20 protein-coding genes are annotated in these 26,778 nt (G+C 41.0%); 12 read left to right on the top strand and 8 right to left on the bottom strand.

Features of this window, described 5'->3' with window-relative positions:
- Positions 1 to 555 precede the first annotated feature (555 nt).
- The 4 genes from FD723_RS11805 to FD723_RS11790 form a co-directional block, all read right to left on the bottom strand.
- The gene (locus tag FD723_RS11805; protein WP_179065512.1) at positions 556 to 1,872 is read right to left on the bottom strand and encodes an inorganic phosphate transporter; all 1,317 of its coding nucleotides are present in this window, start codon (positions 1,870 to 1,872) and stop codon (positions 556 to 558) included.
- Positions 1,873 to 2,006: 134 nt separating this feature from the next.
- Entirely contained in the window at positions 2,007 to 3,053 is a 1,047-nt protein-coding gene (locus tag FD723_RS11800) for a zinc-dependent dehydrogenase (protein WP_179065511.1), read from the bottom strand.
- A 254-nt stretch (positions 3,054 to 3,307) separates the two neighbouring features.
- Positions 3,308 to 4,729, bottom strand: coding sequence for an efflux RND transporter periplasmic adaptor subunit (locus FD723_RS11795; RefSeq protein ID WP_179065510.1), 1,422 nt, complete (start codon positions 4,727 to 4,729; stop codon positions 3,308 to 3,310).
- 94 nt (positions 4,730 to 4,823) lie between these two features.
- Positions 4,824 to 8,063, bottom strand: coding sequence for an efflux RND transporter permease subunit (locus FD723_RS11790; protein ID WP_179065509.1), 3,240 nt, complete (start codon positions 8,061 to 8,063; stop codon positions 4,824 to 4,826).
- Between the two features lie 447 nt (positions 8,064 to 8,510).
- On the opposite strand from FD723_RS11790, the gene FD723_RS11785 reads away from it, so the two are divergent.
- From FD723_RS11785 to FD723_RS11775, 3 genes are all read left to right on the top strand, one after another.
- The gene (locus FD723_RS11785) at positions 8,511 to 10,253 is read left to right on the top strand and encodes an FAD-dependent oxidoreductase (RefSeq protein ID WP_179065508.1); all 1,743 of its coding nucleotides are present in this window, start codon (positions 8,511 to 8,513) and stop codon (positions 10,251 to 10,253) included.
- Positions 10,254 to 10,360: 107 nt separating this feature from the next.
- Entirely contained in the window at positions 10,361 to 10,585 is a 225-nt protein-coding gene (gene patX / locus FD723_RS11780; RefSeq protein ID WP_179065507.1) for a heterocyst-inhibiting protein PatX, read from the top strand.
- A 58-nt stretch (positions 10,586 to 10,643) separates the two neighbouring features.
- Positions 10,644 to 10,856, top strand: a complete 213-nt coding sequence (locus FD723_RS11775) for a hypothetical protein (RefSeq protein ID WP_179065506.1) — start codon at positions 10,644 to 10,646, stop codon at positions 10,854 to 10,856.
- A 581-nt stretch (positions 10,857 to 11,437) separates the two neighbouring features.
- On the opposite strand, the gene FD723_RS11770 is transcribed toward FD723_RS11775, so the two are convergent.
- A complete protein-coding gene (locus tag FD723_RS11770; RefSeq protein ID WP_179065505.1) occupies positions 11,438 to 12,337 on the bottom strand; it encodes a ferritin-like domain-containing protein in 900 nt (299 codons plus the stop codon).
- 254 nt (positions 12,338 to 12,591) lie between these two features.
- On the opposite strand from FD723_RS11770, the gene FD723_RS11765 reads away from it, so the two are divergent.
- Complete coding sequence (locus FD723_RS11765; protein ID WP_179065504.1) at positions 12,592 to 12,792, top strand: hypothetical protein; 201 nt, start codon at positions 12,592 to 12,594, stop codon at positions 12,790 to 12,792.
- Positions 12,793 to 12,903: 111 nt separating this feature from the next.
- Here FD723_RS11765 and glnA read toward each other — a convergent pair whose 3' ends face one another.
- Positions 12,904 to 14,328: a type I glutamate--ammonia ligase gene (gene glnA / locus FD723_RS11760; protein ID WP_179065503.1), complete on the bottom strand. Its 1,425-nt coding sequence runs from the start codon at positions 14,326 to 14,328 to the stop codon at positions 12,904 to 12,906.
- A 357-nt stretch (positions 14,329 to 14,685) separates the two neighbouring features.
- Between glnA and apcB the strand changes: the two genes are divergently transcribed.
- The 4 genes from apcB (at position 14,686) to FD723_RS11735 (ending at position 17,261) form a co-directional block, all read left to right on the top strand.
- Positions 14,686 to 15,195, top strand: a complete 510-nt coding sequence (gene apcB, locus FD723_RS11755; RefSeq protein WP_179065502.1) for an allophycocyanin subunit beta — start codon at positions 14,686 to 14,688, stop codon at positions 15,193 to 15,195.
- A 338-nt stretch (positions 15,196 to 15,533) separates the two neighbouring features.
- Entirely contained in the window at positions 15,534 to 15,869 is a 336-nt protein-coding gene (locus tag FD723_RS11745; RefSeq protein ID WP_179065501.1) for a XisI protein, read from the top strand.
- Between the two features lie 138 nt (positions 15,870 to 16,007).
- Positions 16,008 to 16,442, top strand: a complete 435-nt coding sequence (locus FD723_RS11740) for a DUF29 family protein (protein ID WP_179069119.1) — start codon at positions 16,008 to 16,010, stop codon at positions 16,440 to 16,442.
- A complete protein-coding gene (locus tag FD723_RS11735; protein WP_179065500.1) occupies positions 16,443 to 17,261 on the top strand; it encodes a TlyA family RNA methyltransferase in 819 nt (272 codons plus the stop codon).
- A 124-nt stretch (positions 17,262 to 17,385) separates the two neighbouring features.
- On the opposite strand, the gene FD723_RS11730 is transcribed toward FD723_RS11735, so the two are convergent.
- Together FD723_RS11730 and FD723_RS11725 are read right to left on the bottom strand one after the other, a co-directional pair.
- Entirely contained in the window at positions 17,386 to 17,646 is a 261-nt protein-coding gene (locus tag FD723_RS11730) for a Calvin cycle protein CP12 (protein WP_179065499.1), read from the bottom strand.
- Between the two features lie 385 nt (positions 17,647 to 18,031).
- Complete coding sequence (locus FD723_RS11725; RefSeq protein ID WP_179065498.1) at positions 18,032 to 19,387, bottom strand: GTP-binding protein; 1,356 nt, start codon at positions 19,385 to 19,387, stop codon at positions 18,032 to 18,034.
- A gap of 218 nt (positions 19,388 to 19,605) precedes the next feature.
- On the opposite strand from FD723_RS11725, the gene FD723_RS11720 reads away from it, so the two are divergent.
- The 4 genes from FD723_RS11720 to FD723_RS11705 all read left to right on the top strand — a co-directional run bounded on the left by FD723_RS11720 (position 19,606) and on the right by FD723_RS11705 (position 26,554).
- A complete protein-coding gene (locus FD723_RS11720) occupies positions 19,606 to 20,406 on the top strand; it encodes a PD-(D/E)XK nuclease family protein (protein WP_179065497.1) in 801 nt (266 codons plus the stop codon).
- A gap of 235 nt (positions 20,407 to 20,641) precedes the next feature.
- Entirely contained in the window at positions 20,642 to 23,452 is a 2,811-nt protein-coding gene (locus FD723_RS11715) for an NACHT domain-containing NTPase (RefSeq protein WP_179065496.1), read from the top strand.
- Positions 23,453 to 23,713: 261 nt separating this feature from the next.
- A complete protein-coding gene (locus tag FD723_RS11710) occupies positions 23,714 to 24,370 on the top strand; it encodes a GNAT family N-acetyltransferase (RefSeq protein ID WP_179065495.1) in 657 nt (218 codons plus the stop codon).
- A 153-nt stretch (positions 24,371 to 24,523) separates the two neighbouring features.
- Complete coding sequence (locus tag FD723_RS11705) at positions 24,524 to 26,554, top strand: amylo-alpha-1,6-glucosidase (protein WP_179065494.1); 2,031 nt, start codon at positions 24,524 to 24,526, stop codon at positions 26,552 to 26,554.
- Positions 26,555 to 26,778 lie beyond the last annotated feature (224 nt).

The raw sequence follows: 26,778 nt of genomic DNA, 5'->3' as shown, positions 1-26,778 counted from the left end.
AAACATCAAGTTTGCCTCACAGCTTACTACAGCGTGTTCTCTTCGCCATTAAAAAGTATTTAACCATTCGATTTGGGATTGATCGCTACGCCTGAGAGTCGCTTGAATAGAGACTTTGTTTGTTTTTGGTTAGTTTTATTGTCATCAATTATTTACCAATGAGATTTTTACTTTTAAAGAAATCTCATTCCAAATAAATATTTATGATTTTGCTGCCAATAATACTCGTCAAAGATTTGCAGATGCCTGTGCGTAGGTGCGTTGGCGTAGCGTCTTGTAGAGAAGCGACTTGTCGTTAGACATCGCCACAAAGTTGTCTGACTTGCGAAACCATCTGTAAATTTGTCTGGAATGTAACTTGTGTGACAGTTTATATCTCTAAATGGAGATTAAAGTATCTTTCTGTGGAAATTCAAAGTTACGCTATCCCCTGCACAACATTCTAATGAATGAGCAGCAATTCTGCAAAAGCACGTTTTTTGGCGTTTTTGTAGTCTAGGTTTTGCTTTGAGTAAATTCCAGTAAAGGAAGAAGTTAGGAAAATATTAATAATTCTTAGAAAAATAAAATTCGGGCAATGCTAAAGATGGCAGCGCTAAGGGCAGCACTTACGGGGATTGTAATTAGCCAAGCGGCAGCAATACCTTTTAGAGTTTGAAACTTAATCGACTTGAGATTTTGCACTAATCCAATACCAACGACACCACCGACAAGAGCGTGAGAGGTGGAGACTGGTAAACCTAGCCGGGAAGCGATGAGGATGGTGGTAGCGGTTGCCAGTTCGGCACAAAATCCACTACTAGGTTGCAAGGCAATAATGTTTTCGCCAATGGTGGCGATGACTTTTTTACCCCAGACAGCTAAACCACCAACAATACCAGCACCACCAAGAATTAAAATCCAAAGGGGGATAGTTATACCATCGGTAGGTACGCTACCAGTGCGATTGATGTAAACGATCGCAGCTAAAGGAGCGATCGCATTTCCTACATCATTAGAACCATGAGCAAAGGCGACAAAGCAAGCACTTAGTAGTTGGAATCGGGCGAATAAGCGCTCAACAGGATTTTGGATTTTAGATTTGGGATTTTGGATTGATGGTAATTCCTGAGTCGGGGGTAAAAATTTTTCTTCCAATCCGCCTCCCCCCGTCTCCCCTAACTGTCGCCAACTAATGATTGTGAGTCCAACTACTGCTACTGCACCGGTTAATAGGGGTATGTCATGAGAAGGGATTGTAAAACCAACTTGCTCAATTACAAAATTGGTTAGCGGTTCAGTTAACGATGGTAATACAATCACGCCGAATACACCTAGCAGCAGAGTACTCAGCCAGGGAATCCATTCTTGTAACTGGACTACTTGATTAGGTTGATCCAAAATCCAGTGCTTGATTTGACTGTAAAATAAAGCAGCGATCGCACCACTAATTAATGGCGTTAAAATCCAGCCAATGGTAATTAAGCCAATTGATGACCAATCAATTGCACCTACTCCCAAAGCTACCCAGCTAAATCCTGCGATCGCACCAACAACCGCATGAGAAGACGATACAGGTAAACCGCGTGATGTGGCAATTTGCAACCACACACCACAAGATATTAGTACCGTTACCATTCCAACAACGAATATTTGGGGTGTAGCTGCGAATAAGGCGGGATTAGCAATTTTCGTTGCTAGAGTTTCCGTTACTTCATGTCCAAACAACACAGCACCCGTAAACTCTAATACACCAGCAATTATTAGTGCCTGTTTGAGGGTGACAGCCTTGGAACCTACAGAGGTTCCCATCGCATTAGCGACATCGTTTGCTCCGAGATTCCAAGCGACGTAGAAAGCTAGTAGAGCGACGAAAAGTAGGGTAATAAGCATTTTAGGGAGATGAGGGAGATGAGACAATACGGTTCGGATAAGGTTTTTTGATCACACGCCCTAGATTGAAAAGACGGCGATTTATCGCGTCTCTTGGCTTAACCGAACCGTATCGGGAGATGAGAAATTTCCTTTTACGGGTAAATTAATATTTTATAAGTATCCGGTGTAGGTGCGATCGCTTGCTCCACCGCTGCTGATAAATCTTTTAATGGATAGCGATCGCTAATCAACGCTTTCACATCAATTCGTTGATTAAATACAATATCGGCTGATAGATTCTGAAGCCGATAAGATGAGCTATAACTACCGATCAAGTCAATTTCTCGACGGTAGAGGATATTGGGATTAATGGGAATTTCCAACTCATCAGGAAATTCGGCAAAAAACAAGATTTTGCCACCTTTGCGGGTATTATCAAGTGCTTGAAAGAAAGCTTTCTCACTAGGAACAGCCAGCAAAGTTACATCAACACCTAGTCCACCAGTTAAGGCAGAGATTTTGGCGGTTAAATCAGGATCGCGGGCATCAAAAGCCGCCTCTGCACCGACACTCAAGGCTTTATCAATTCTAGAAGGTAGTAAATCGGTAGCGATCGCTTTTGCTCCGAAATACTTCACCAACATAATAAACATTAACCCAATGGGCCCAGCACCAGTAACTAACACAGTTTGTCCTGGAGCAATTTGGGCTTTTTTCACAGCTTTCAAGCAGCAATTAGTAGGCTCTACAAAACTCGCTTCTTCAAAACTGATGTTATATGGGATGGGAATCAACCCACCATTTTCCACAATATGTCCAGGAACCTTGACATAATCGGCAAAACCGCCACCACTGGCGTTAAAACCTGCGGTTGTGGAGATGTTTTTGTAAACATCGCACATCGAGAAATTATCATTTAGACAGTAGGCGCAACGCATACAAGGGATGTGGTGCATTACTGCTACCCGTTGTCCAACTTGCCAACCTTTAACATTATTGCCTAATGCTGCGATCGTGCCGGCAGTTTCATGTCCAAAAATGCGCGGCGGTTCATACAGTGGATAACGAATTTTTTTAATATCTGACTGACACAACCCCACAACCCGCACCTGTACCAGCACTTCATCTGGTTCCACAGTTGGAACTGGGATATCTTCGTAAGACAGTTGATTGACGCCTCTAAATACCTGTGCTTTCACGTTGGTTTTTCCCGCTCAACGATACTAGATGTAACATTAGTGGTCAACGTTAAGCTATAGGACTTACGCAAAATATCTCTCAAGCTCTGATTTCTCCGTGTCCTCCGTGCCTCTGTGGTAGCTTGCAGCAAGCCGTTCGCGTAGCGTCTCGTAGAGAAGTGTCTACGTTATTCCATAACTCTTGCGTAATCACGTCGCTTGCTTCCCATTCGCAGAGCGTCCCGTAGAGATGGGGTACGCTCCGAATTCAAAATTCAATTCTTAGTCTTATGCTTAGATGCAAGTACCTGAACCGATTTCCCATCTTGGAGAGCATCTGTAGGATTAGTAATTAACCTCACATTAGGGCTTAAACCAGAAACAACTTCAACTTCAGTACCATAATCTCGTCCAAGCTCTACTTTCTGGTACTTAACTTTCTTTTCCTTCGTGACAGTAGCTACTTGTATACCATCTGCATTAATAACTAAGGTATTAGCTGGTACTAATAAAGGTGGATTGGCACGTTCAGCCTTAAAAGTCACTTCAGCATACATCCCAGGACGCAACACATTGTCTGAATTCTGTACTTCAATTTCAGTTAAAAGAGTATTAGAAGTAGCATCTAAGACATCAGCTGTCCGAATAACTTTACCAGCAAAAGATTTTTTCGGTAGCTCACGAACACGAACAAGCGCAGTTTGTCCAGGGTGAATTGATTGCACAAAAGCCTGGGGAACATTAATTCGGATACGTAAATTATCCGTCTGAGCAATCTTAAATAACCAGGAATTTCCACTATTACTATTGCTCCCCGCAGAAATTAAAGCTCCTGTATCTATGTTACGAGCAGTAATTACACCCGCAAAAGGAGCAACAATTTGTTTGAATGTTTGCAAAGAAGTTATCCGTTGTAAATCTGATTTACTAACACTCTTACTTGCGATAAACGCATTAATATTAGCTTTTTGAGAATTAATAGCTGCAAGAGCAGTATTTACACTTTCTTGGTCTGAATTAACGCGCGCAATTAAAGTATCTACATTAGCTCGACTTGCATTAAAAGCACTTTCACGTTCATCAGCCGCTTGTGTAGTCACGGCTCCTTGCTTTTGAAGTAATTGCCAACGTTGCCAAGTTTGACGTGCTAATTCTAGGTTAGTACGTGCTTCGGCTAATTCCGCCTGTCTAGCTTTTAAGTTAGCTTTTGTTTGAGAAAGATTACTTTGCTTTTGTGCTAAATCTGCCTGAACTTGAGCCAGATTCGCCTCAGATTTTGCCAATTCTGCACGAGCTTGCTGTATATCTTGGTCAGTTTCCGGGGCGTCAATTATAGCTAATAGCTGTCCCCTATTAACACGTTCGCCAATATCCACTAATTTCTTTTGTAAATAGCCGCTAGTACGGGCATAAATTGTGGTTTCTTGGCTGGCTTGAATACTGCTAGGTAGGACTAGTTCAGTGAAATTAGCGGCAACTTTTGGCTGAACTACATTAACCGAAGAGACTTTTTTTGTAGATTTAGCGAAAGCATTTAATTCTGATTGCTTTTGTAAACGAGGTATAATACCAAGTGCTAAAAGTCCAGTAACAACTAAAGTAGTCGTAGCAATAATGGTGATCGAAGTGAAACGACTTTTTTTAGTCGTTGCTGCAATATCAGAATTATTAACTTGGGTATTTTCTTGAGTATCCATACTATAGAATTCTATTTGATTTGTTGAGTTATCAAAATTCTTTCAGATCCATGACTTCTTAGAGAAGTCGGGGATCTAATTATTCACGAAAAATTTATCGATTAGCTACAGTTAATTTTATAGTAGAGGATAGTTCTTCCTCTAACTCTAAATTTTGGGGTTGTTTTCGGCGCAAAATACTATAAATTACAGGTACAAAAATTAAAGTTGCTACTGTTGCTGCTAATAATCCACCAATTACAGCACGTCCTAAAGGAGCATTTTGTTCACCACCTTCTCCTAAACCAAGAGACATTGGTAACATCCCCATAATCATGGCCGCAGCGGTCATTAATACTGGACGCAAACGGGTATAACCAGCAGATAAAGCCGCCGAAACAGCTTTTTCTCCTATTAGACGTTGCTCATTAGCAAAGGTAACAAGCAAAATACTATTAGCAGTAGCAACCCCAATACTCATAATTGCACCCATCAAAGAAGGTACACTAAAAGTCGTGTTAGTCACAAACAATATCCAGACAATTCCGGCTAAAGCATTTGGCAGTGCCATCATAATAATGAATGGATCAATCCAAGATTGAAAATTGACTACTATTAAGCAATAAACTAATCCAATAGCAAATATCAATCCTACTTCTAATCCTAGAAAAGATGAATTCATCGTTTCTACTTGACCTTTCACCATAATTGACGTTCCACGCGGTAACTTCTGCTGAAATTGCCCAACTATTTTATAAATATCGCTGGCTACACCACCTAAATCACGACCTTGAACATTGGCGTAAATGTTAAATACAGGCTGTACATTGTAATGATTAACAACAGCAGGAGCTTTTCCACGTTTAGCAATAGCAATATTGCTTAAAAGTTGTGACGAATTAGAACCGTTCGCAACAGGAGTATTCTGAATTTTTTCTAGTGAGTTAAGTTTGTACTGGGGAACTTGTACTGCTATTGGATAACTGACTCCTTTGATAGGATCAAGCCAAAAATTGGGTGATGTTTGACCACTAGAACTTAATGATGTGAGTAGGTTATTGGCAACATCTCGTTGAGTTAAACCGTTACGTTGTGCTTGATCACGATCTACATTAATACGTAGGTCTGGGGCATCAACAATTTGATGCAAATGAACATCAACTGCTCCCGGAATTTGAGCTATTTTGGTTTTGATTTGTCGGGCAATTTTGTAGTTATCTCGGCGATTCTTAGCTGGCCCTATGACCTGAATATCAATAGGGGCTGGTAAACCGAAATTGAGAATTTGAGTCACTATATCCGCAGGTTGGAAAAAGAAGGTTAATTCAGGAAATTGGGCGGTTAATGTTTGGCGTAGTTGTCTAACATATTGCCAAGTAGAATGATGTTTACCTTCTTTAAGACCGACAAGAATTTCTCCATCACCAGCGCCGATGGTTGCTGTGTCACTAAAAGCCAGGTTGACTCCACCTACAGGTAAACCAATATTGTCAAGAATAATTTCTAATTCTTGCTCAGGAATAACCCGACGAATCTCATTTTCAACTTGAGTAAAAATCTGTTCTGTTTTTTCAAGTCGTGTTCCCGCAGGAGCGCGGACATGCAGGCGAAACTGACCTGCATCTACTTGAGGAAAAAAGTCTTGACCAACAAAAGGTAGTAAAACTAAGGCGCTTACCCAAAAAGCACCAAACATCGCAAAAACTACACCCCGATGATTTAGAGCTTTGGCTAAAGTATTTCGATAGTTTTGGCGAAATTTCTCAAATTGGCGGTTAAACTGCTCATGAATTCGCCAGAAAATATCTTTTTTGGAAACTGGGTCAGATACATGACCATTATTACCTAAATTTTCATGTTCAGTATAAAGATGTAGTTCCTTACCAAGGAGAAACTTTGCCAACATTGGTACTACTGTCCGCGACAGTAGATAAGAGGCAAGCATCGCAAAAACAACCGCCATTCCTAAAGGCATAAATAGCGATTGTGCTACTCCTGTTAAAAAGACAATTGGGATAAAAACAATACAGATTGCCAACGTTGAAACAAAAGCCGGAACAGCTATTTGTTGTGCGCCATCTAAAATAGCTTGTTGCAAAGGTTTTCCTTGTCCCAAGTTACGATGGATATTTTCAATTTCTACTGTGGCATCATCAACTAAAATCCCAACTGCTAGAGATAGACCTCCCAAAGTCATAATATTCAGAGTTTGTCCGATCAATCGCAGAGCAATGATAGAACAAAGAATTGATAAAGGGATAGAAATTGCCACAATTAAAGTGCTGCGCCAACTGCCTAAGAATAATAAAATCATGGCGGCAGTTAAACAAGCTGCAATCAATCCTTCGGTTAATACTCCGTGGATAGAAGCTTTAACAAATATGGATTGATCAAATATGATTTCTAAATCTAATTCTTTGGGTAATGTAGCTTGAATTTTGGGTAGTCTTTCTTTGACTCTAGCTACAACATCTAAAGTTGAAGCACTACCATTTTTGAGAATAGTTAATAAGCTAGAGCGTCGCCCATCTCGACGAACAATATTGTTCTGCACTGCAAAACCATCATGGACTTGGGCAACATCACGTATATAAATTACAGTGCCGTTAATCTGTTTAATGGGTAAATTGTTTAAGGCTTCTAAGACTTGGGGACTGCTATTGAGTCGAACACTGTACTCGCGATCGCCTAATTTGGCATTTCCTCCAGGTAAGATCAGATTTTGGGCGCTGATTGCGGTTGTGACATCTGTAGCTGAAAGACCTTTAGCAAATAGTGCCTGCGGGTCAATATCTACCATAATTTGCCGAGGTTTACCTCCATAAGGCAACGGTACAGATGCACCTTGAACAGTCGCTAGCTGAGTCCGTAGAAAATTATTGCCGTTATCGTAAAGTTCTTGCTCTGATAGTGATGTGCTGCTAACACTTAGTTGAAGAATTGGCACATTAGACGCATTGTAGCGAACAATTAAAGGAGGTGTAATTCCTGGAGGTAAACCTCGAAGAATCGTTTGAGTATTAGAGGTAAGTTGAGCTACTGCTGCTTCAATTTTTGCTCCTGGTTGGAAGAAAACTTTTATGACGCTAACACCATTGAGTGATTGCGATTCGATGTGTTCAATATCATTAACAGTGGTTGTAAAGGATCGTTCGCTCGCTGTCACGATCCGCTGTTCCATTTCTTCTGGTGAGACACCACTATAAGACCAAATTACACTGACAACGGGAATATTAATTTCTGGAAAAATATCCGTTGCCATGCGCGTAATAGTAACTATTCCTAAAGCAAAAATAAGTATGGAAGTAATTACAAATGTATAGGGACGACGAAGAGCAAGTTTAACAATCCACATTGTTTTTTAGTCTAAATTATTCTTTCTTCTTCAGTTTGTTAGTGTGATTTACACTAAAATAAATTATTATTTAGATTTTAGTAATTCATTGTCAAATGAATATCTGCTGAATGCCTTCATTTGCAATCAGCTAGATTTAAAAGCATTAAGCCTCGATTAATCCGGTAACTTGATAGATTTACAGTATTTTATGTGAAATTATCTTTGCATACAGATGTGTAAAACGCAAGACCCTTGTACCTTACCAAGGTGAATGTGTAATATTTCATACGTAATTGCGGTAATACATTTTCAAGGTTTGTAGTCAGCACTTTAGTGCTTAGAAAAGTCTTCTTAAACTTGACAAAAGCTGATTTCTAGAGGTGAATTATAAACTCAGCTGATAAAAGTAGAGCCAAGGATCAACCAAAATCAGCTAGATAGCTAACCCTGATGGAGGATTTGGTCATGGTTCATCAGACATATACAGCTGATGTCTTAGTTGTTGGTGGAGGAACTGGAGGGACTGCGGCTGCTATCCAAGCGGCGCGACGGGGAGCCAAAACCATTTTGGTGAGTGAATTTCCTTGGTTGGGGGGGATGCTAACTTCGGCTGGTGTATCTGTACCCGATGGCAATGAATTAGAAGCCTTTCAAACGGGGTTATGGGGTACGTTTTTGCAGGAATTGCGACAACGACAGTCGGGAGGATTAGATAACAGCTGGGTAAGCTTTTTTAGTTACGATCCCCGGATTGGGGCAGAGATTTTTGCAGATTGGGTGCAGGAATTGCCCAATTTGGAGTGGATTTCGGAACAAGTACCTTTAGAAGTCTTCCGACAAGGTGATTCGATTACTGGTGTGCGCTTTGCTAATTTTGCTGTCACAGCCAAGGTTATTCTCGATGGCACAGAATTAGGAGATTTATTGGCTTTAGCTGACATACCTTACCGCTGGGGTTGGGAATTGCAATCGGAGTGGGGAGAACCCAGCGCCCCAGTGACTTTTAACTCTTTAACCCAAAGATATCCTGTGCAAGCGCCCACTTATGTAGTCATTATGCAGGACTTTGGTGAAGCTGTTGCCCCAGAAATTCCGGCTGCACCTAACTATAATCCATCCCAGTTTACAGGTGCTTGGGATGGCTATGGAGCAGAGACATTTTTAAATTATGGACGTTTGCCTGGTGGCCTATTTATGATGAATTGGCCAATCTGTGGCAATGACTACGGCGAAGGGGTAGGGAGGTTGATAGAGTCAGATGTATCCAGAGGTGAATTCATCCAAGAATCTCGCTGGCACAGCCAAAATTTTGCCCATTTTATCCAAAATCAGCTTGGTAGTCGCTATGGTTTAGCAGAAAAAGTATTTCCTCACACTCCTACAGCTTTTGCACTGCATCCTTATTACCGGGAAAGCCGCCGCTTAGTGGGGCTAACTACTGTCCGCGAACAGGATATTTTACCGATCGCAACAGGTAGAGTTGCATCTATATTTAATGATGCGGTCGCAGTTGGTAATTACGCCAATGACCATCATTATCCTGGTGTTCAATTCCCACTGCAACCTAAATCGATCCGCTGGGGAGGACGTTGGACTGGAACTCCTTTTACAATTCCCTACAGTTGTTTAATTCCAGCTACAACAGATGGTTTCTTAGTCTGTGAGAAGAATATTTCTGTCTCCCACATTGCCAATGGCGCTACCAGATTACAACCTGTGGTGATGGGCATTGGTCAAGCAGCAGGGATGGCAGCGGCGATATGTGTCGAATTAAACTGCCAGCCGAGGGATTTACCTATTAGAAAGCTGCAAACGGCTTTATTAGAAGATAATCGCTTAAAAGCGTTAATTATTCCTTTGTTTAATCTTCCCCCCAATCATTCGGATTGGCAGCACTGGCAACTGTATTACTTAGAGAACCCACAAGCTTATCCAGTTAGTGGCGATTGCCCTTGCCCATCGGGGAAGGCATTAATTCAGGAAAGTAACTGTTTCACAGGCATTTTTTACCGATTGGAACAGCAAGAATACAGATTCACTGTCACAGCACCAGTTGCATATCAAGGGCAAAATTGGCAACTTGTGACTTTGCGATCGCACATTGACCAGCAATTACGCGCTTATCCCGACGAACAATTAGTTACATTGTGGGGTCGTTACAATCACTCTGGTAATTGGTTATTAGTCGAACATTTAAACGGAGGATAAGAGGAGTTTATTTTCAGTAAAACAGAATACTTTTTGATGAATTGTCCGGATATTAATCAAAAAGCTAAGTATCAGTGAAGTGGAGAGTTCCAAAATAGACATTTGCTATGCGTGCTGCCATTTCACTTTTAATATCGAGTCTGGTGTTCGGCCCCTTAGCTTTTAACCGCCAAGCAATGGTCAATCACTTATCAACAGGGCTGTCTTCCACGCCTACTTCGGAACACTGGCTGGTAGCATCTGAACAAAGTACAGATGATGTGCCACGGCATCGCGGTAGTGGGCGTAGGGAAGTGACACAAAAATTCAGAAATATCTATGCTGTGGTTTGACTAATGTAGGTAATGCCTCTTTTCCCAAAGGAACAGAATTACCAGAAAACAGGACGTTATGCTAACATCTTTCACACCGCTTTTCTGGCAAAAATATATACAGTTGACACACGGAAATCTTCAGCGATCGCTTAGTATTTCAACTGCAAGCTTTATATATATAGTTGGCATCAATCCTGCCGATCAAAACGCAAATCAAATTCAGTGCCTTGATCAACAGCATTTCCAACTCCTCAAAAGCTACACAACTGTTGCTCATATTTGGTGGTAAGCTTTGCGTCTCAATTCTCAACGGCTCTAGATATAGATGCTACTTAGGCTATCAGTTAATCTAAAGCACATCCAATTCAGACATTTTGCTTATTGAAGAAACAGTCTTAAGGCAACTTCACTTTATTCCCCAATAGATTTTCTTCTCATACATTGAGTAGCTTGTTATCTACATCAGCTGGAAATTGATCTTTGCTCCGACGCTTGTTTAGCGTCCTTTGCCAAAGCATAAAATCTCTTTCGTTTCATCTCTTGCTTATCTGTCTGATGGATTGGTAGAAGTAGTATAGGTTTATTGCACTTGCTAACAAATCTTACTATTCTTGACTTACTCTTGCTACCTGCTTCGTTCTCCTCGCAGATGGCTTGCGATGAAATAAATATTTAAGAAGTATCTGCCAGATCGTCTTAGTCATTGTTATTATTCTATACCCAAGGCCAGATGCAAAATTTTGCATTTGGTTTTTTTTGATGAATTTTACTTAAAGAAAAGAGACTGGGGACTGGGGAGCAGGGAGAAGAATTTTCTCCTCCGCCCCCCGCACCCTGCCCTTCTGCCTCTTTTCAATGCCAAATGCCCTTTTACACCATTGTTTTCTTACGGTTATTTTCTCTTCCCTGGATGCCGTTGAGGAACATTGGCACAAACTTCTCGATAAACGTTTGTGGATCGCGCTGCCAAGCTTTTTGTGCAGCCTGAATCCTAGTAAATTGCAACTCAGGCGCTAGCAAACTTTGGGGTAGGCGTTCCATCAGGTATTGGGGACGTTGCCAAAGGGGCATGGTATTTGCCACTTCCACCAGGTTGGCAACTCGCCGTAGTTCTGCACCCAAGGTGATATCCATTCCTGATTCAAACGCCGCTTGTTCAATCGCGGTATATTTTCGCTTGGCTTGTTCTACCTTTTGCTGATGTTCTGGACTCTTACGCGCAAGTTCTCCTAACCAACGATTACCCCACCGGACGTGTCCCACTTCCTCTGGGAGAATTTTTTCAATGGTTTCCCGGATTTTGATGTTTTCTGCGGTTTGCACTCCTTGCTTGAGTGCATAAATGTGAGCAGAAAAATATTCACAGCCCCGTTTTTCGGTGACGTTTATTGCCGCAAGGGAAGAAATTACAAAATCATCAAGGTTTTCGACTGGATCTTGTTGTTCGCTGTCGAGTAGGCGTTCAAATTCATTGATATAGGAGGAACCGGGTGGTTTGCCAATATCTGCTCCCAGTTCCACCAACAAATCAGTTAGCCACATAGCATGACGAGCTTCATCTGAGATGTGATGAGACAAATCCCGCACTAATTCTCGTGGCTGTCCATTTAGTTGTTCAATTAACTCGGTTAGGTCTTTGCAACTGCGTTGTTCACTGTAACGGTAGCGATTGAGGGTAATTAGATTGATTTCGCGATCGCATACCACCCGTTTTAATACATCTCTAGCACTCAAAACCTTCTGAAATTTACGTGGATAAGCAACTGTCATAGATTTTGTAAAATTGTGTAAATCTTTGTAAATCTTTATTTGATGGTAACTTAGTTTTTGCGACTGCTGTTTTTGTACCGCTTCACAAAAAAAAGAGTAGAAGTTACAAAAATTAATCACTTAAGTTGAATATATTGTGAGCAAAAGCAAATATTAACTTTTGTAAAAAGTAGCTTATGTTACAGAATTTTTGTTATATTAGTCTTGTGAGAAAACAAAAATTATATATTCACCAAATAGAGAGGGCTATGGTTATGTCTATCGCAGATAAATCTCGTGCATTAATGGCGCGTGAACATCAACAAGTCAAGAATCGCCAACAATCAATACTGATGCGGGCTGCTCAAGAACTTGGTCTTCCTGAAGAAGCATCCCACAACTGGAACCCGATTCAAGGGAAGGTAGATGCTAACGCTCGGATGATTTATGGGCCTAGTCATGCCTCCATGAGTTAAGTTTTAAGGTTGATTTTTGAGTGAATATCTCAACTGACAACTCTGGAAAAAAAAGCCACCCTCTACTCTAGGGTGGCAAAACTTATCAACTTAGTTAGATACGGTACTTAATTAAGCATCGTAGTAGAGGTAAAACTCGTAGGGATGAGGACGTAGCTGCAACTGCTTGACTTCGTTGCCTAGCTTGTAATCAATCCAATTTCCGATAAAGTCTTCTGTGAAGACGCCTGATTCTGTCAAGAAGGCGTGATCTTTTTCTAGTGCTTGCAACGCCAATTCTAAAGAACCTGGTGTTGAAGGAACCTTCGCTAGTTCTTCTGGAGAGAGTTCATAGATATTCTTATCTAAGGGTTCACCAGGATGGATTTTGTTCTTGATGCCATCGATACCAGCACAAAGCATTGCAGCAAATGCTAAGTAGGGGTTAGAAGTAGCATCTGGACAACGGAATTCTAAGCGCTTGGCTTTGGGGTTAGTGCCAGATAGGGGAATACGAATAGAAGCAGAACGGTTTCCTTGGGAGTAAGCCAAGTTAACAGGTGCTTCATAACCAGGCACTAGACGCTTGTATGAGTTGGTACTGGGGTTGGTAATGGCCAGCAGTGCTGGTGCGTGTTTGAGCAGACCACCAATGTAATACAATGCTGTTTCACTCAAACCAGCATACTTATCACCTGCAAACAGAGGTTGGCCGCCTTTCCAGATGGACTGGTGACAGTGCATTCCCGAACCGTTATCGCCAAAAATTGGTTTTGGCATGAAGGTGACGGTTTTGCCGTGTTTCTTGGCAACGTTCTTGATGACATATTTGTAAATCATCAACCAGTCAGCCGCTTCGATCAACTTGCCAAACTTGAAACCTAGTTCGCACTGACCACCAGTAGCAACTTCGTGGTGATGCTTTTCAATGGGCACACCTAATTCTGCCATCGTCAACAGCATCTCTGTACGGATATCTTGGAAAGAATCCGTCGGTGCGACTGGGAAGTAACCTTCTTTGAAGCGTGGTTTGTAACCTAAGTTGGGTTTGTCAGCTGTACCCGCTTTACCAGAATTCCAAGCACCTTCTTCGGAGTCTAAGAAGTAGTAGCCTTCGTTAGCGGTTTGGGCAAACCTAGCACTGTCAAAGATAAAGAACTCAGCTTCAGGGCCAAAGAATACTGTATCACCAATACCAGTGGAAATCAGGTAATCTACTGCTTTTTGAGCAATAACGCGTGGGCAACGGTTGTACCATTCGCCTGTACGGGGTTCCTTAATACTACAAATTATACTTAGTGTTGGTACTTCCATGAATGGGTCGATCCAAGCAGTGTTGGCGTCGAGTACCATCGTCATGTCCGATTCGTTGATCGCTTTCCAACCTCGGATACTAGAACCGTCAAAAGGTACGCCATCAGTGAATGCAGTCTCATCAATTTGGTTTTGGTACAGCGTGAGATGCTGCCAAGTCCCTACTGTATCGATGAATTTGAGATCAATCAGCTGAATTTTTTCATCTTGAATTCTCTTCAAGAGTTCTTGCGGTGTTGTCATTGTTACTCCTTCTCTACCAATTTCCTAAAGTAATACCAGAATCTTCCAAAGCATCCTAACCCTGCTGATCTCAATCCAGCCGTGACACACCTGAAATATCTTAAATACTAGACATTAGTGGATTTTGTAGTCTGTGCTACAGATATCTGGATTACAGGTTATATTAACCTTTCCGCGATCATCTGTACAAAACTGGAAAGTTCATCACATAGGGGTCAACTTTGGCATAAAATCCTTAAATAGTGGATAAATTGTTTTTGTGCCAAATCTATTTTAAATAGCACAAAAATTTACTGGTGCCCAAGTGCAGCCAAATAAATATCAAACCATAAATAGCAAGGATTGGGAGAAGAAGGAATGCGCGATGCGGTAACAAGTTTAATTAAGAATTATGACTTAGCTGGTCGGTATTTTGACCGGAATGCGATCGATAGCTTGAAGTCTTACTTTGACAGTGGTACGGCAAGAGTACAAGCGGCGGCAGCAATCAATTCTAATGCGGCTGCACTTGTCAAGCAAGCTGGTTTAAAGTTATATGAAGAACTACCAGAATTAATTCGTCCTGGTGGAAATTCTTATACAACTCGTCGTTATGCGGCTTGTCTGCGAGATTTAGACTACTACTTGCGTTACGCCACCTATGCGCTGGTTGCTGGAAACACAAATGTGTTGGATGAGCGTGTGCTACAAGGGCTGCGGGAAACTTACAATTCTCTAGGAGTACCTATTGGGCCTACGGTTCGCGGTATCCAAATTCTCAAAGATTTGATTAAGGAACAAGTAGCAGCCGCAGGTGTGCTGAATACTGCTTTTGTGGATGAACCATTTGATCACATCACACGCGAGTTGAGCGAGATAGATATTTAGGTTCTAGTCCTGATGACTAGAAATCGCAAAACTATACAAATAAAGTTCGCGTAAGTGGACTTAATGTTTATCGCACTTTGGCTTGATTGGCAAGGTGCGTTTACTTTTATTAATGTTTAATTATGATGAGGATGAATAGGCGATATTTTGAATTAGCGATCGCGCCTCTGTAAAATAACTTTGCTAAATTAAAGCTGTGTTTTTAGAGCTATCTTTATTTAGCAGTTCCCAAGCGGGTTTACGAAGGTATATTTTCCGAACGCTTTGGTCAGCTAATTCTTAATAGTATAGGAATAAACCTAATTGTCTTTGATGAGCAACTAGAAAGGATTATTCAGATGCATAAGCTAACTCGGTATCGTGAAATTATTCGTCAGTTGATATTTGAATATGCTGGTCACAAACCTGCTAATGGTCAAATAGAAACAGAAGCAGTCATTGACTTGGAGCGAGATCACTATGAAGTGTTACATATTGGCTGGGATGGAGTGCGCCGCGTACACGGTTCGGTGGTACATATAGATATTATTAATGATAAAGTGTGGATTCAATATGATGGTACTTCCCAGCCAGTAGCAGAGGCATTATTAGAAGCAGGTATTTTGCGCGAAGATATTGTCTTGGGTTTCCATCCGGCTGAACTACGGCAATACACGGATTTTGCTGTATCTTAATTATTTTGATGTAGTGTATTTCAAAGAACAATATATTTAAGTAGCGATCGCTCATACATTAAATACATTAGCTTATGTTATATAAACTAGAACCTCCATAAGCCACAATAGAAATTGCCGATGTTTAAGGCACTGATTATGGAAGAATTATTAACTCTAAAAAACTTGCTTGTTAGGGGCGATGTTCAAGGAGCATTGATTATAGTTGAAGAATTAACGGAAATGAGCCGAAATGACATCATCAAGACGATTCGTAGCTATGCAGTTATTTTGCTGTTGCATCTGATTAAACAACAAGCTGAAAATCGCACTACTCGCTCTTGGGAAGTCTCTATTCGCAATTCGGTTCGGGAAATTCAACGAGAAAATAAGCGACGCAAAGCTGGAGGCTATTATCTCACGCCAGAAGAATTGTTGGAAATCTTAGCAGAAGCCTATTTAAATGCCATTGATGAGGCTTCCTTAGAAGTAGAAGAAGGTCGTTATGAAGTCCAAGAATTAGAAAAGCTGGTTAACCAAGAAGAAATTATCAATCGTGCTTTGGCTTTAATCTTACCAGGAGAATCTAATTAATTGGCTAAACAGCGACTCGACACACTATTAGTAGAACTTAATTTATGTTCTTCTCGCGCCTTAGCACAAAGGCTAATTCAAGCGGGGGAAGTTACTGTTAATCAGCAGTTAGTTGATAAACCTGGTACTGAAGTTGATATTGCAGCTCAAATAAATATTAAAGAGCGATCGCCTTTTGTTTCTAGAGGTGGTGAAAAACTTTCCAAAGCTTTGTCAGTATTTGCCATTCCTGTAGTCGAGCGCATTTGTTTAGATGGTGGGATTTCTACTGGTGGTTTTACTGATTGTCTCTTGCAAGCAGGAGCAAAAAAAGTTTACGGTATTGATGTCGGTTACGGACAGGTTGACTGGCGATTGCGAAATGATCCACGAGTTATTTTGCGGGAACGCACCAATTTACGGCAACTACAACCAGATGAATTATATGGCGAAAATGACGCGATTCCTGATTTGGCGGTAGTTGATGTATCGTTTATTTCTTTAACTAAAATTCTGCCTGCTTTGTGGCAACTAACTCAAGCCAACCGAGAAGCCGTGTTGTTAGTCAAGCCACAGTTTGAAGTTGGCAGATCCCGTGTGGGTAAAAAAGGTGTTGTGCGCGATCCAAACGACCAAGCTGATGCCATTTTCCAAGTGTTGCAAACAGCCCACGAGTTAGGATGGAAATACAAAGGCTTAACTTGGTCGCCGATCACCGGCCCTGCTGGGAATATCGAATATCTTTTGTGGTTAGGAATGGAAAGTGAAACACCATCACCTGATTTAGAGGCAATTAAGCAAATAACGCAATCAGCAACAACTAATTTACGGAAAAGTTAAAGAAGAATTCAGAATCAATTATTGGGGGACTTAAACCCAGATATTCATCTGCACTCGGACTCCAATTCATACTGTTAGCGGTAGCGGGGCGTTTAGCCCATTCTGACTCCTGAATTCTTTCTTGTTAAACGTCGTAGATTAGACATTCTACTGAAGCTGGATGGCGATCGCAGTAATTTTCCAAAGAGGTTTGCTTTGATTTTGCTTGCTGTTGATCGGCTTTTTCAGCTTGTAATTCTTCCACAATGTCCCAGGCTACGGCACAACCAGCCGAATTACTACCATTTAACTCGCAAGTTGTCCGCGCTTCCGCAATCGCTTCAATAATAGCTTCTTCAAGATTTGCGGCCCCAGCAGTTTCAAATGAATTTAGGGTTGTTGTCATGATACTTTCACCTTTAATTTACAGACAGAGATATTAACTGCGAGTTTTCAATGACCTTATGAAGCTCACCCTCCGGGTTCGCCAGTCCCTCTTTGTTGAAGCAACAAGACCGGGCTGGCTCACATTTCCAGTTTAGATAGGCTTCCCACAAGAGGTAGTGGTAAACACCGCCATCTTTTTAGCAAAATTGAGTGGGAATTACCTTCTAGTCATCTTTGATTCAAAAAGGTAAGGGAATTCCACTAGTTGTAATCACTAGTAGAGGTGGTCATGTTCTCAATCTTGCATCCCAAATTGGGAATGTCAGCCAATTGTCAGAGGAGGTTGATAGAAGTTGATAAACACTTATAAACGGTAACAATGGGGAAACAATTCTTATTTATTCTCAATATTTTATGCCTAATTCTTGTCTCAGACGATACAGAATTGTATTTTGGTCAACTTGAGAGAGAATTTCTTGAATGACACTGCTAGCGCCCAACTGCCCCCAAGTGCAGCCTTTTTCGAGATAAACTTGGGCGGCTTTACCAACAGAGTATGCGCCATAACCAGCAATACCAGCTTGAGCGATCGCACTGCCAGCAAAGGCAGTAATATTGCTGGGATTGTCACCACTAGTTATTGCTGCCGTACTTTTACCTAAACCCAAAAGAAAACTACTACCTAATTCTCCCAGTAGCAAGCCACCAGAACTAAATAAAATCGTTTTTAAAATTTTCCCGGCTTCATAGCTAGTCATTGGTAAACCATACAATCTAGCGAGAGCGCGAATTAAAGCTAAATCGGCAACTGTTCCGCCCAGGATATCTAAGAAGGCGATGGGATTGAGCATTACTGCCAAAGCTTTGTATTTGGTAAATTGCCAAATGATATTTTCGGCTTCTTGCTCGCGTAAATCGATAGTTTTTTGAGCGATCGCGGCTTCTGCATCTCGTGCTTGGATGAGTGCATTTAAAGCCAGGAGCGATCGCCCTTCCCGATTCAGAATATTCAGAATTGTCTCTTTGAGTTCGTCTACTTGCGGTGGTGGTGTCTCCCATTCATAACTGACACGCCCATCAGGCCACTCTACCCGCACTTCCATTGCTGCTGGTTCCGCCGCCACCATAACAATTTCATCAGGTAGTAGAGGTTTCGCTTCGGGATGTCCAGCACCCAGTTGTTGCAAATTTTGGTAAATTACTCCCTGGTCTGTATCTGGGTAAAGGTCTATTTTGTTAAATACTAAAATCAGGGGTTTTTGCGATCGCCGCAATTCCAGCAATGCTTGATACTCAGTGCGTGTGATATCACCAGACACGACAAACAAAATCAAATCCGCCTGATGCACTACTTCTCGTGCCATATCCGCCCGTGACTCACCCTCAATTTCATCTAATCCAGGCGTATCAATTAACTCTACTAGTACCTTGCCACCAGGCTGCCAACGCACGGAACGGGGCCATTGAGTGACACCATTCAGGGGCCCAGTTTGCAAAATCTTGTCTCCCAGCAAGGCATTTAAAACTGCTGACTTTCCCCGACTCACCAAACCAAAGACAGCAATTCTAATCACGTTAGAATCTAGCTTGTTGAGTGTGGCATTCAAAGCTTCTAATTCTGGTTTCACCAACCCTAGCAATTCTGGGTTAGATGATAACTGTCCTGACTTACGAAGATATCCATACCAAGAAAGCGCTTGTCTGAGACTGGCGCGGGCACGATTTAAATGAGTTTCTTGCAGATTACGATAAACCGACATAACACCAGCACTTTCAGCTTTGACTCTCTCAGATGCTCATCTAATGCTCAAAACTCCGTTTTTCAGCATTTGAGTATAAATTATTAGTATATTTTCATACCAGAAATTATGGTCAACTAATGCTGACTTTCTCAACCCCGTTACCAGAATTGAGAAAGTGAACACACATCTATCTTATATCCGTGGGAGGCTTACGGTGAAATAGCTAAAATAGAAGAATGCTATCAACTTCCACTCAAATATTGCGACTGTCTCAAGGACAACTTAACTTACTAGAAGTTTGTCCGCGTAAATTTCAACATACCTACTTAGAAAAACTCAATTCGCCCTCAAATCCAGAACAAGAAGAACGGCTAACTTTAGGTAGTCGCTTTCACTTGCTAATGCAGCAGCGAGAAATGGGTTTGCCTATTGATAGTTTCCTGCAAGCAGATGCTCAATTGCAAAGCTGGATGCTAGGTTTTGCCGATGCAGCCCCAGAAATCTTAACGGCTGCATCTGATAATCAAACTTTCCGTGAAAGTGAACACTATCGCACTCTGCAACTTCAAGATTATTTGCTGATAGTTGTCTATGATTTATTGATTGCAGATAACCAACAAGCGCAAATTCTCGACTGGAAAACTTATCCAAAGCCACCCAATAAACGCAAGTTAGAATCCAACTGGCAAACACGGCTTTATCTGTATGTATTGGCAGAAACTAGCGACTATTTGCCAGAAAAGATTTCCATGACTTATTGGTTTGTCCAATCTGAAGGCAAACCCCAAAATATTAAATTTAATTACAGTAATGCTCAACACGCACAAACAACAAAGAAACTTAATCAACTATTAAGCCAGTTAACTAATTGGCTAGAAAATTACCAAAATAACCAACAGTTTCCGCAAGTTGTGGAGGGTAGTAAAAACTGTGATTATTGTCAATTTGCCAAGAGGTGCGACCGCATCCAAGCTACTGAAGAAGCAGTGAAAGACTCATTGCCAAATTTTGACAGTATTCAGGAAATCTCACTTTGATATTCGATGAATATCGATTATTGTAAGTAACAATTTACGTACAAATTTTATTATGTAATAAATACTTCAGTACTTTTTTGTACAAATTTATGTATATGTATTTACTTTGTCAATATCTTTTATGTTACAATAATGCAGTTAATTTATATGTATAGCTGAAAATTTGTTATTAATTAACAAATACAACCAATATAAATTTGTAACAATTTACAAAAAATATAATATCTATACAAGTATGCTAGATAGTTCTATCGGATTCTTTGAGAAGCTTCTAGGGGGAGTAATTTTAGCACCAGTCAAAGATAAGATTGGTAATTTTCTCAACCAGAGAAATGTAGAACGCAAGATAGGCGAGTGTGCTGATGTCGCAGGACAATTGCTAAATAATTACTTTGAAAGTGAAAAATTAAGTGAAAGTCGAGTAGAGTTAATTATTTACGAAGTCCAAGAAGCAATCAATGCATCACAAATAAATGCGGAATTACTTGCATCAGCATCGCTGAAACCAGAAAAAGTGGTTGACCAGATTTTAGAGAAATATCCTATTCCTCAGTCCATTAGAGAAGAGAAATTAGAGTACCTATTTGGAATAGCTCTCCAAGTATCAGCAGAAAGACTCTGTGAAGTTGCATTGAGTTTTGCTGATTGGGAAAAAGAAGGTTGGAAACGAAATTTTGAGGGAATCGACAAAATTTTAGGTAAATTAAACGAAATTATTGATAAAATTGGAAGTGGTGGAGAAGGTTATGATGAAAAGTTTGAGAATCTATATTACAGATCATATCTACTACGAAAACTTGCTAGGATAGACGCTTCTACCTTACGGGCCTCTTCTAGTGTTTCTCTAGATTTAACAACAGTTTTTGTCGAGCCTGATGTTATTAGTATAAGCAAATTATTCCAGGAACAAGAAACTGAAACTCAACAAATTGAATGTTTGATTTCGCTTGAAGACGAAAGACAAAATTTCATATCCCGTGGAGAAAGTGAAGATAAGAGAATACCAGCAGAAACATTTATCCCGGAACACAAAAAATGTGCGATTGTAGGTTTGCCAGGGAGTGGAAAAACTACTTTATTACAACATCTCCTTTTGGTTGCTGCGAACCGTGACATTTTATTTGGTGAAACCAAGGGTGTAGTACCTGTTCTTGTGAAAATCCGAGAGTTAGATTTCAAGAACTTACCAGGAGCAGATAAGTTACTACAAGCTGCTGAAGGGAATCAAGTATTATCTGATAAGTGTCCTGGCTTTTTGGAACGTCAGTTAGAAGTAGGTAGAGTTCTGCTTTTAATTGATGGACTTGATGAAGTCATACCAGACAAGCGTCAAGCAGTAATGGCATGGATAACGGCTTTTGTGGAAATGTATCCGAATTCGAGATATGTCATTTCTTCAAGACCTGCTGGCTATCAATCAGAAGAATTTCAAAAACTAGGTTTCACCGAAGTTACACTCTGTAACTTCACCTCAGACCAAATTCATGAATATGTTCAACGTTGGACAACAGCTATCGAATTATCTGAAAGTAAATCTCCACAGGAAATTGAGCAAGCAAGTACCAACAGTGCTTTAACACTAGTTGAAAGCGCTCAAAGTAACCCTTATGTCCGACGAATTGCTGCAAACCCTCTAATGCTATCCACACTTTGCTTGGTGCAAAAGTATGAAGGTGGCAAATTACCTAATCGCCGAGTAGTTTTGTACCAAAGGTGCGTTGAAGGCTTACTATTTCATTGGGATCAAAAACGAGGGCTCCCAGAAGCTATTCTAGGATTGCCACTTCCTCGCAAGATGTTACTGCTGCGTCGGTTAGCTATTGAAATGCAAGTTGAAGGTGTAGCTGAAATTGAAGAAAGTAAGATTGAGCAGTCTTTTTTAAATTCCCTTGATGAAGTTGGCGAAAAAGCTGATGTAAAGCAAATATTAGCAAATATTCGAGATAGAAGCGGATTGTTAGTAGAACGCAGACCAGGTATTTATGGCTTTTCTCACTTAACATTCCAAGAATATCTAGCTGCACTTTCGATTAAGGAAGGAGACTATAAAGAAGAGGCTAAAAATTATGATCGCTTTTTTCTCTTTTCTCAGTGGTCAAATCCTCAATGGTCAGAGGTTATGGCCCTTTATGCAGGAATTGCTTCAAAAGATTCTGTAGAAAATATTTTAAAAGCATTGATTCAAACCAATAATTCACAAGCAGTCATATTAGCAGGAAATTGTTTAGCTGCTGCTGAAAATCCTGGATTATTAATTCAAAAAGAAGTGATAAATCAACTTTTATCCCTGTCTGAAGAAATAGGAATAAAAGGAGATGAACCAATATCTTGGAAAATCAAAAACATTCTTAATACGCTTAACAAACAGATAGTAATGGAGCAGGTATTAGCAGCGTTGGATAATTTGGAAGTTGTTCACTCGGTAAGTTTCTTACTTAGTGAAAAAGATAGTAGCTGTATAAATAGTTTGTTACAAGTAGGAAAACGGATATTAACAGGAGAACAAAAATCAGCTAAATGGGATTTTGTTATATCTTTAATTTTATTAGAAATAAAACATTATGATGCAGCTGATGCTCTTGGTAAACTTGCAGATATAGCAATAAAACAATCCTGCTTAGATAGAAATTTATGCGTTTTATTTGGCTTTTGGCATGGAAGTTTTTGGAGATTAACTGAGAGAACAAAAATACAGTTACCTGGGATTTTCAATTTCTTCGATGAAGAATCTGCACTAGAAACTCACATAAATTTATGTAAGTTTATTGCTGTAGTAACCTCAGAAAGATTTTTTAGTATACTAGAGCAACAAGAAAAAGTTAGAAATTTATTGTTCAATTTTCCAACTTTTTTCCATAGTAGAGCTGATCGACAATTAAAAATTTTGATTGAAAGAATTGAATATTTAGTACAACACGGTGAAAATAGTCTGAAAGAATACGCAATACAGGCTAGTACCAACTTACTTGGGTCTGTATCACAGGTAGAAAAACTTAGGCAATCCTCTGAGCAAACAACTGATAAAGAAGAGCAGACACAAGAGTGAAGCTTACCTTAAATCAATACTATTCATTTTTTAGTTTTGCACTTTTTCAAGCCAGTCATACATACAAATTTAATAGATACAATAAAATTTTATCTATTAAATTTTTATATGGATTGCATCTGAATTAAATACACAGATGGGTTAGCACAGTTGTGCTACCCTACAATGATCTCTATCCTACGCAGTTGAAAATTGCTATATCGGTATCGTTAAAATTAAATAAATATCTATATTAAAGAATCACAACTTCCATCCATAGTTATGAAAAATTTTGACGAAACTGAAGCCATTTATGTCCGTGAATTAGGAATTGATGACATTGCTCCCGTTTACCACTTGGGAGAAGGGTTATTTACCAGCGATTTATATCCTTATTTGTACCGCACCTGGGATGAATGGGAGGTGATTGGACTTTACAATACCGATCCAGAATATTGCCTTGTGGCTGAAACAGATGGAGAATTAGCCGGATTCATTTTGGGAACCATCATCACCAAAGCATCTTGGACTTATGGATATATTTTATGGCTGGGAGTTAGCCCGAAGTATCAGCGTCGAGGAGTAGCAGACAAATTGGTTGATAAAGTCGTCGCTCGGATGATTGAAGATGGCGCGCGTTTTATGCTGGTAGACACTGACCCCACCAATACTTCAGCATTAAAGTTTTTTAACCGCAAAGGTTTTGGTAATATCCGCCAGCATATTTTCTTGTCGATGAATTTAAGCAAGCACGAATATTATGGCAGATTGATTGATTACGAACACCAAAAGGCTGAAAGAGCTGGTTACAAGCGATCGCGTCCAGCAATTCGCGCCCGGAAAGCTGATAGTGTAGCTAATGAAGTCGTCCTCAATCCTCTAGTGAATGAATCTCAAATAACTGAGGATAAATCCCCAACCTCACAAAAGTTAGAGTAGCCCTTTGGTGGGTAAAATTTTTAGACAATAATTTCTCTTTTCTCCGTGTTCTCTGCGCCTCTGTGGTTCAATAAATTACTTTTAAATCGCAGATGCATAGAAAACGCAGAGAGAAAAGCTTAATTTTGAATTTAGAGCAAAGCGACGTGACTTATGTGTATAGAATTTGGGCGGGAAATCTGCGGCAATCTTGACATTGCAGAATCACGGGAGTGGTTAGTTACCAATGGTATTGGTGGTTACGCCTCTGGGACTGTGGCTGGTTTATTGACCCGCCGCTATCACGGACTACTAGTAGCAGCATTGAAACCACCTTTGGGTCGCACTTTAATGCTGACAAAACTAGATGAAACTGTATTGTATGATACCCGCTCTTATCCTTTACATGCCAATCGTTGGGCAAATGGTATTGTCAGTCCCGACGGTTATAAACATATTGAGCGTTTTTCTCTGGAAGGTACAATTGCTGTATGGCGTTTTGCTATTGCCGATGCCTTGTTAGAAAAACGGGTGTGGATGCAACAAGGCGCGAATACAACTTATGTCCAATATACTCTGCGTCGTGCCACTCAACCGCTGAAGTTGACACTGAAATCAATGGTCAACTACCGCGATTATCACAGCGATACTCAAAGCAATGGTTGGCAAATGTCTGTTGAGGAGGTGGAACAGGGGATTTGTGTAACTGCTTATCCGGGTGCTGTACCACTGTATCTAGTGAGCGATTCACGCGCTAGTATATCTGTTGTCAACAATTGGTATTATGACTTTGACTTAGCAGTTGAACGCTATCGGGGATTGAGCGACAAAGAAGACCACCTCCACGCCGCCACCTTTGAAGTTACACTGAATCCTGGGGAAGCGATCGCCTTTCTAGCCAGCACAGAAAAACAACCAAATCTCAATGGCGAAGCTGCGCTGAAGTTACGTCGCGCTCAAGAGCAGAAATTAACGGGATTTTGGAAAACTAATCGACCCCTGAAAACTAAGGAATCACCTAGCTGGATCAACCATTTAGTACTAGCTGCTGACCAGTTTATTGTCGATCGCCCAGCGCCAGAAGACCCCTACGGCAAAACCATCATTGCTGGTTATCACTGGTTTAGCGACTGGGGACGCGACACTATGATTAGTCTACCTGGTTTGACAATTTCCACTGGTCGTCCAGAGATAGCGCGCTCAATTCTTCGCACCTTTGCCAGACATGTAGACCAAGGTATGCTGCCTAATCGCTTTCCCGATGCGGGTGAGCAACCAGAATATAATACAGTCGATGCCACTCTCTGGTATTTTGAAGCAGTCCGCACCTACTACAGTGCTACAGACGATGATAATTTGCTTAGTGAACTCTTTCCCATACTTGCAGATATCATTGATTGGCACTGTCGCGGTACACGCTACAATATCCACCTTGATGCAGCCGATGGCTTACTTTATGCTGGCGTTGCTGGCGTACAACTGACCTGGATGGATGCCAAGGTTGATAATTGGGTGGTTACGCCCCGAATTGGCAAACCAATTGAAGTTAATGTCCTCTGGTATAATGCTTTACGGACAATGGCAAAGTTTGCCCGTCATCTTGGTAAACCACACCAAGAATATGAGGCAATGGCCGATCGGGCTAAGTATAGATTTTCTCGCTTCTGGAATGAAGAGACAGGTTATTGCTATGACGTTTTAGATAGTCCTGATGGTGATGATGCGTTGTTGCGTCCTAACCAAATATTTGCTGTGTCATTACCAGAAAGTCCGCTGACACCTGCCCAGCAAAAGGGTGTGGTGGAGGCTTGTGGGCGAATGCTGCTGACTTCTCATGGATTGCGATCGCGTAGCGTGTCTGTTCGCGCAGCGTCCCGAAGGGAAGGACTCTCGCTAGCTCCCGACCATCCCCAGTACCAGGGAAAATACGGTGGCAATCAGTATCAACGTGATGGAGCTTACCATCAGGGAACCGTCTGGGGCTGGTTGTTGGGGCCATTTGTCTTAGCACACCTGCGCGTCTACAAAAACCCTGAACAGGCTCGTCAATTTTTGGAACCAATGGCTAATCATCTCACTGCCCACGGTCTTGGTAGTCTCAGCGAAATTTTTGATGGTGATGCGCCAATGACTCCACGGGGATGTATTGCCCAAGCATGGACAGTAGCCGAAGTTTTACGTGCTTGGTTGGCGACAGAGAGTTGATGCTGGGAATAACTTACAGCTATTTACTGCCCCAACTCTTGGAGAGGCTAGGCGAACGGGGCGGGGAGTAGGGAATCGGGAATCGGGAGTAGGGAATATATGAGCAAGGAAAAAGGTTTAAAGCCGTACTTCGTCCCGCTACACGCTTTCGCCCGATGTTAACGTAAGCGATAAAATCCTTGTATCGCATATTAGTTGAAACCCCGCCCGATGTTAAGCGGCTT

The organism is Nostoc sp. C052 (assembly GCF_013393905.1).
Lineage (GTDB): Bacteria > Cyanobacteriota > Cyanobacteriia > Cyanobacteriales > Nostocaceae > Nostoc.
The sequence above is the reverse complement of the archived record's forward strand: the minus strand, read 5'-3'. Positions and strand labels throughout refer to the sequence as shown.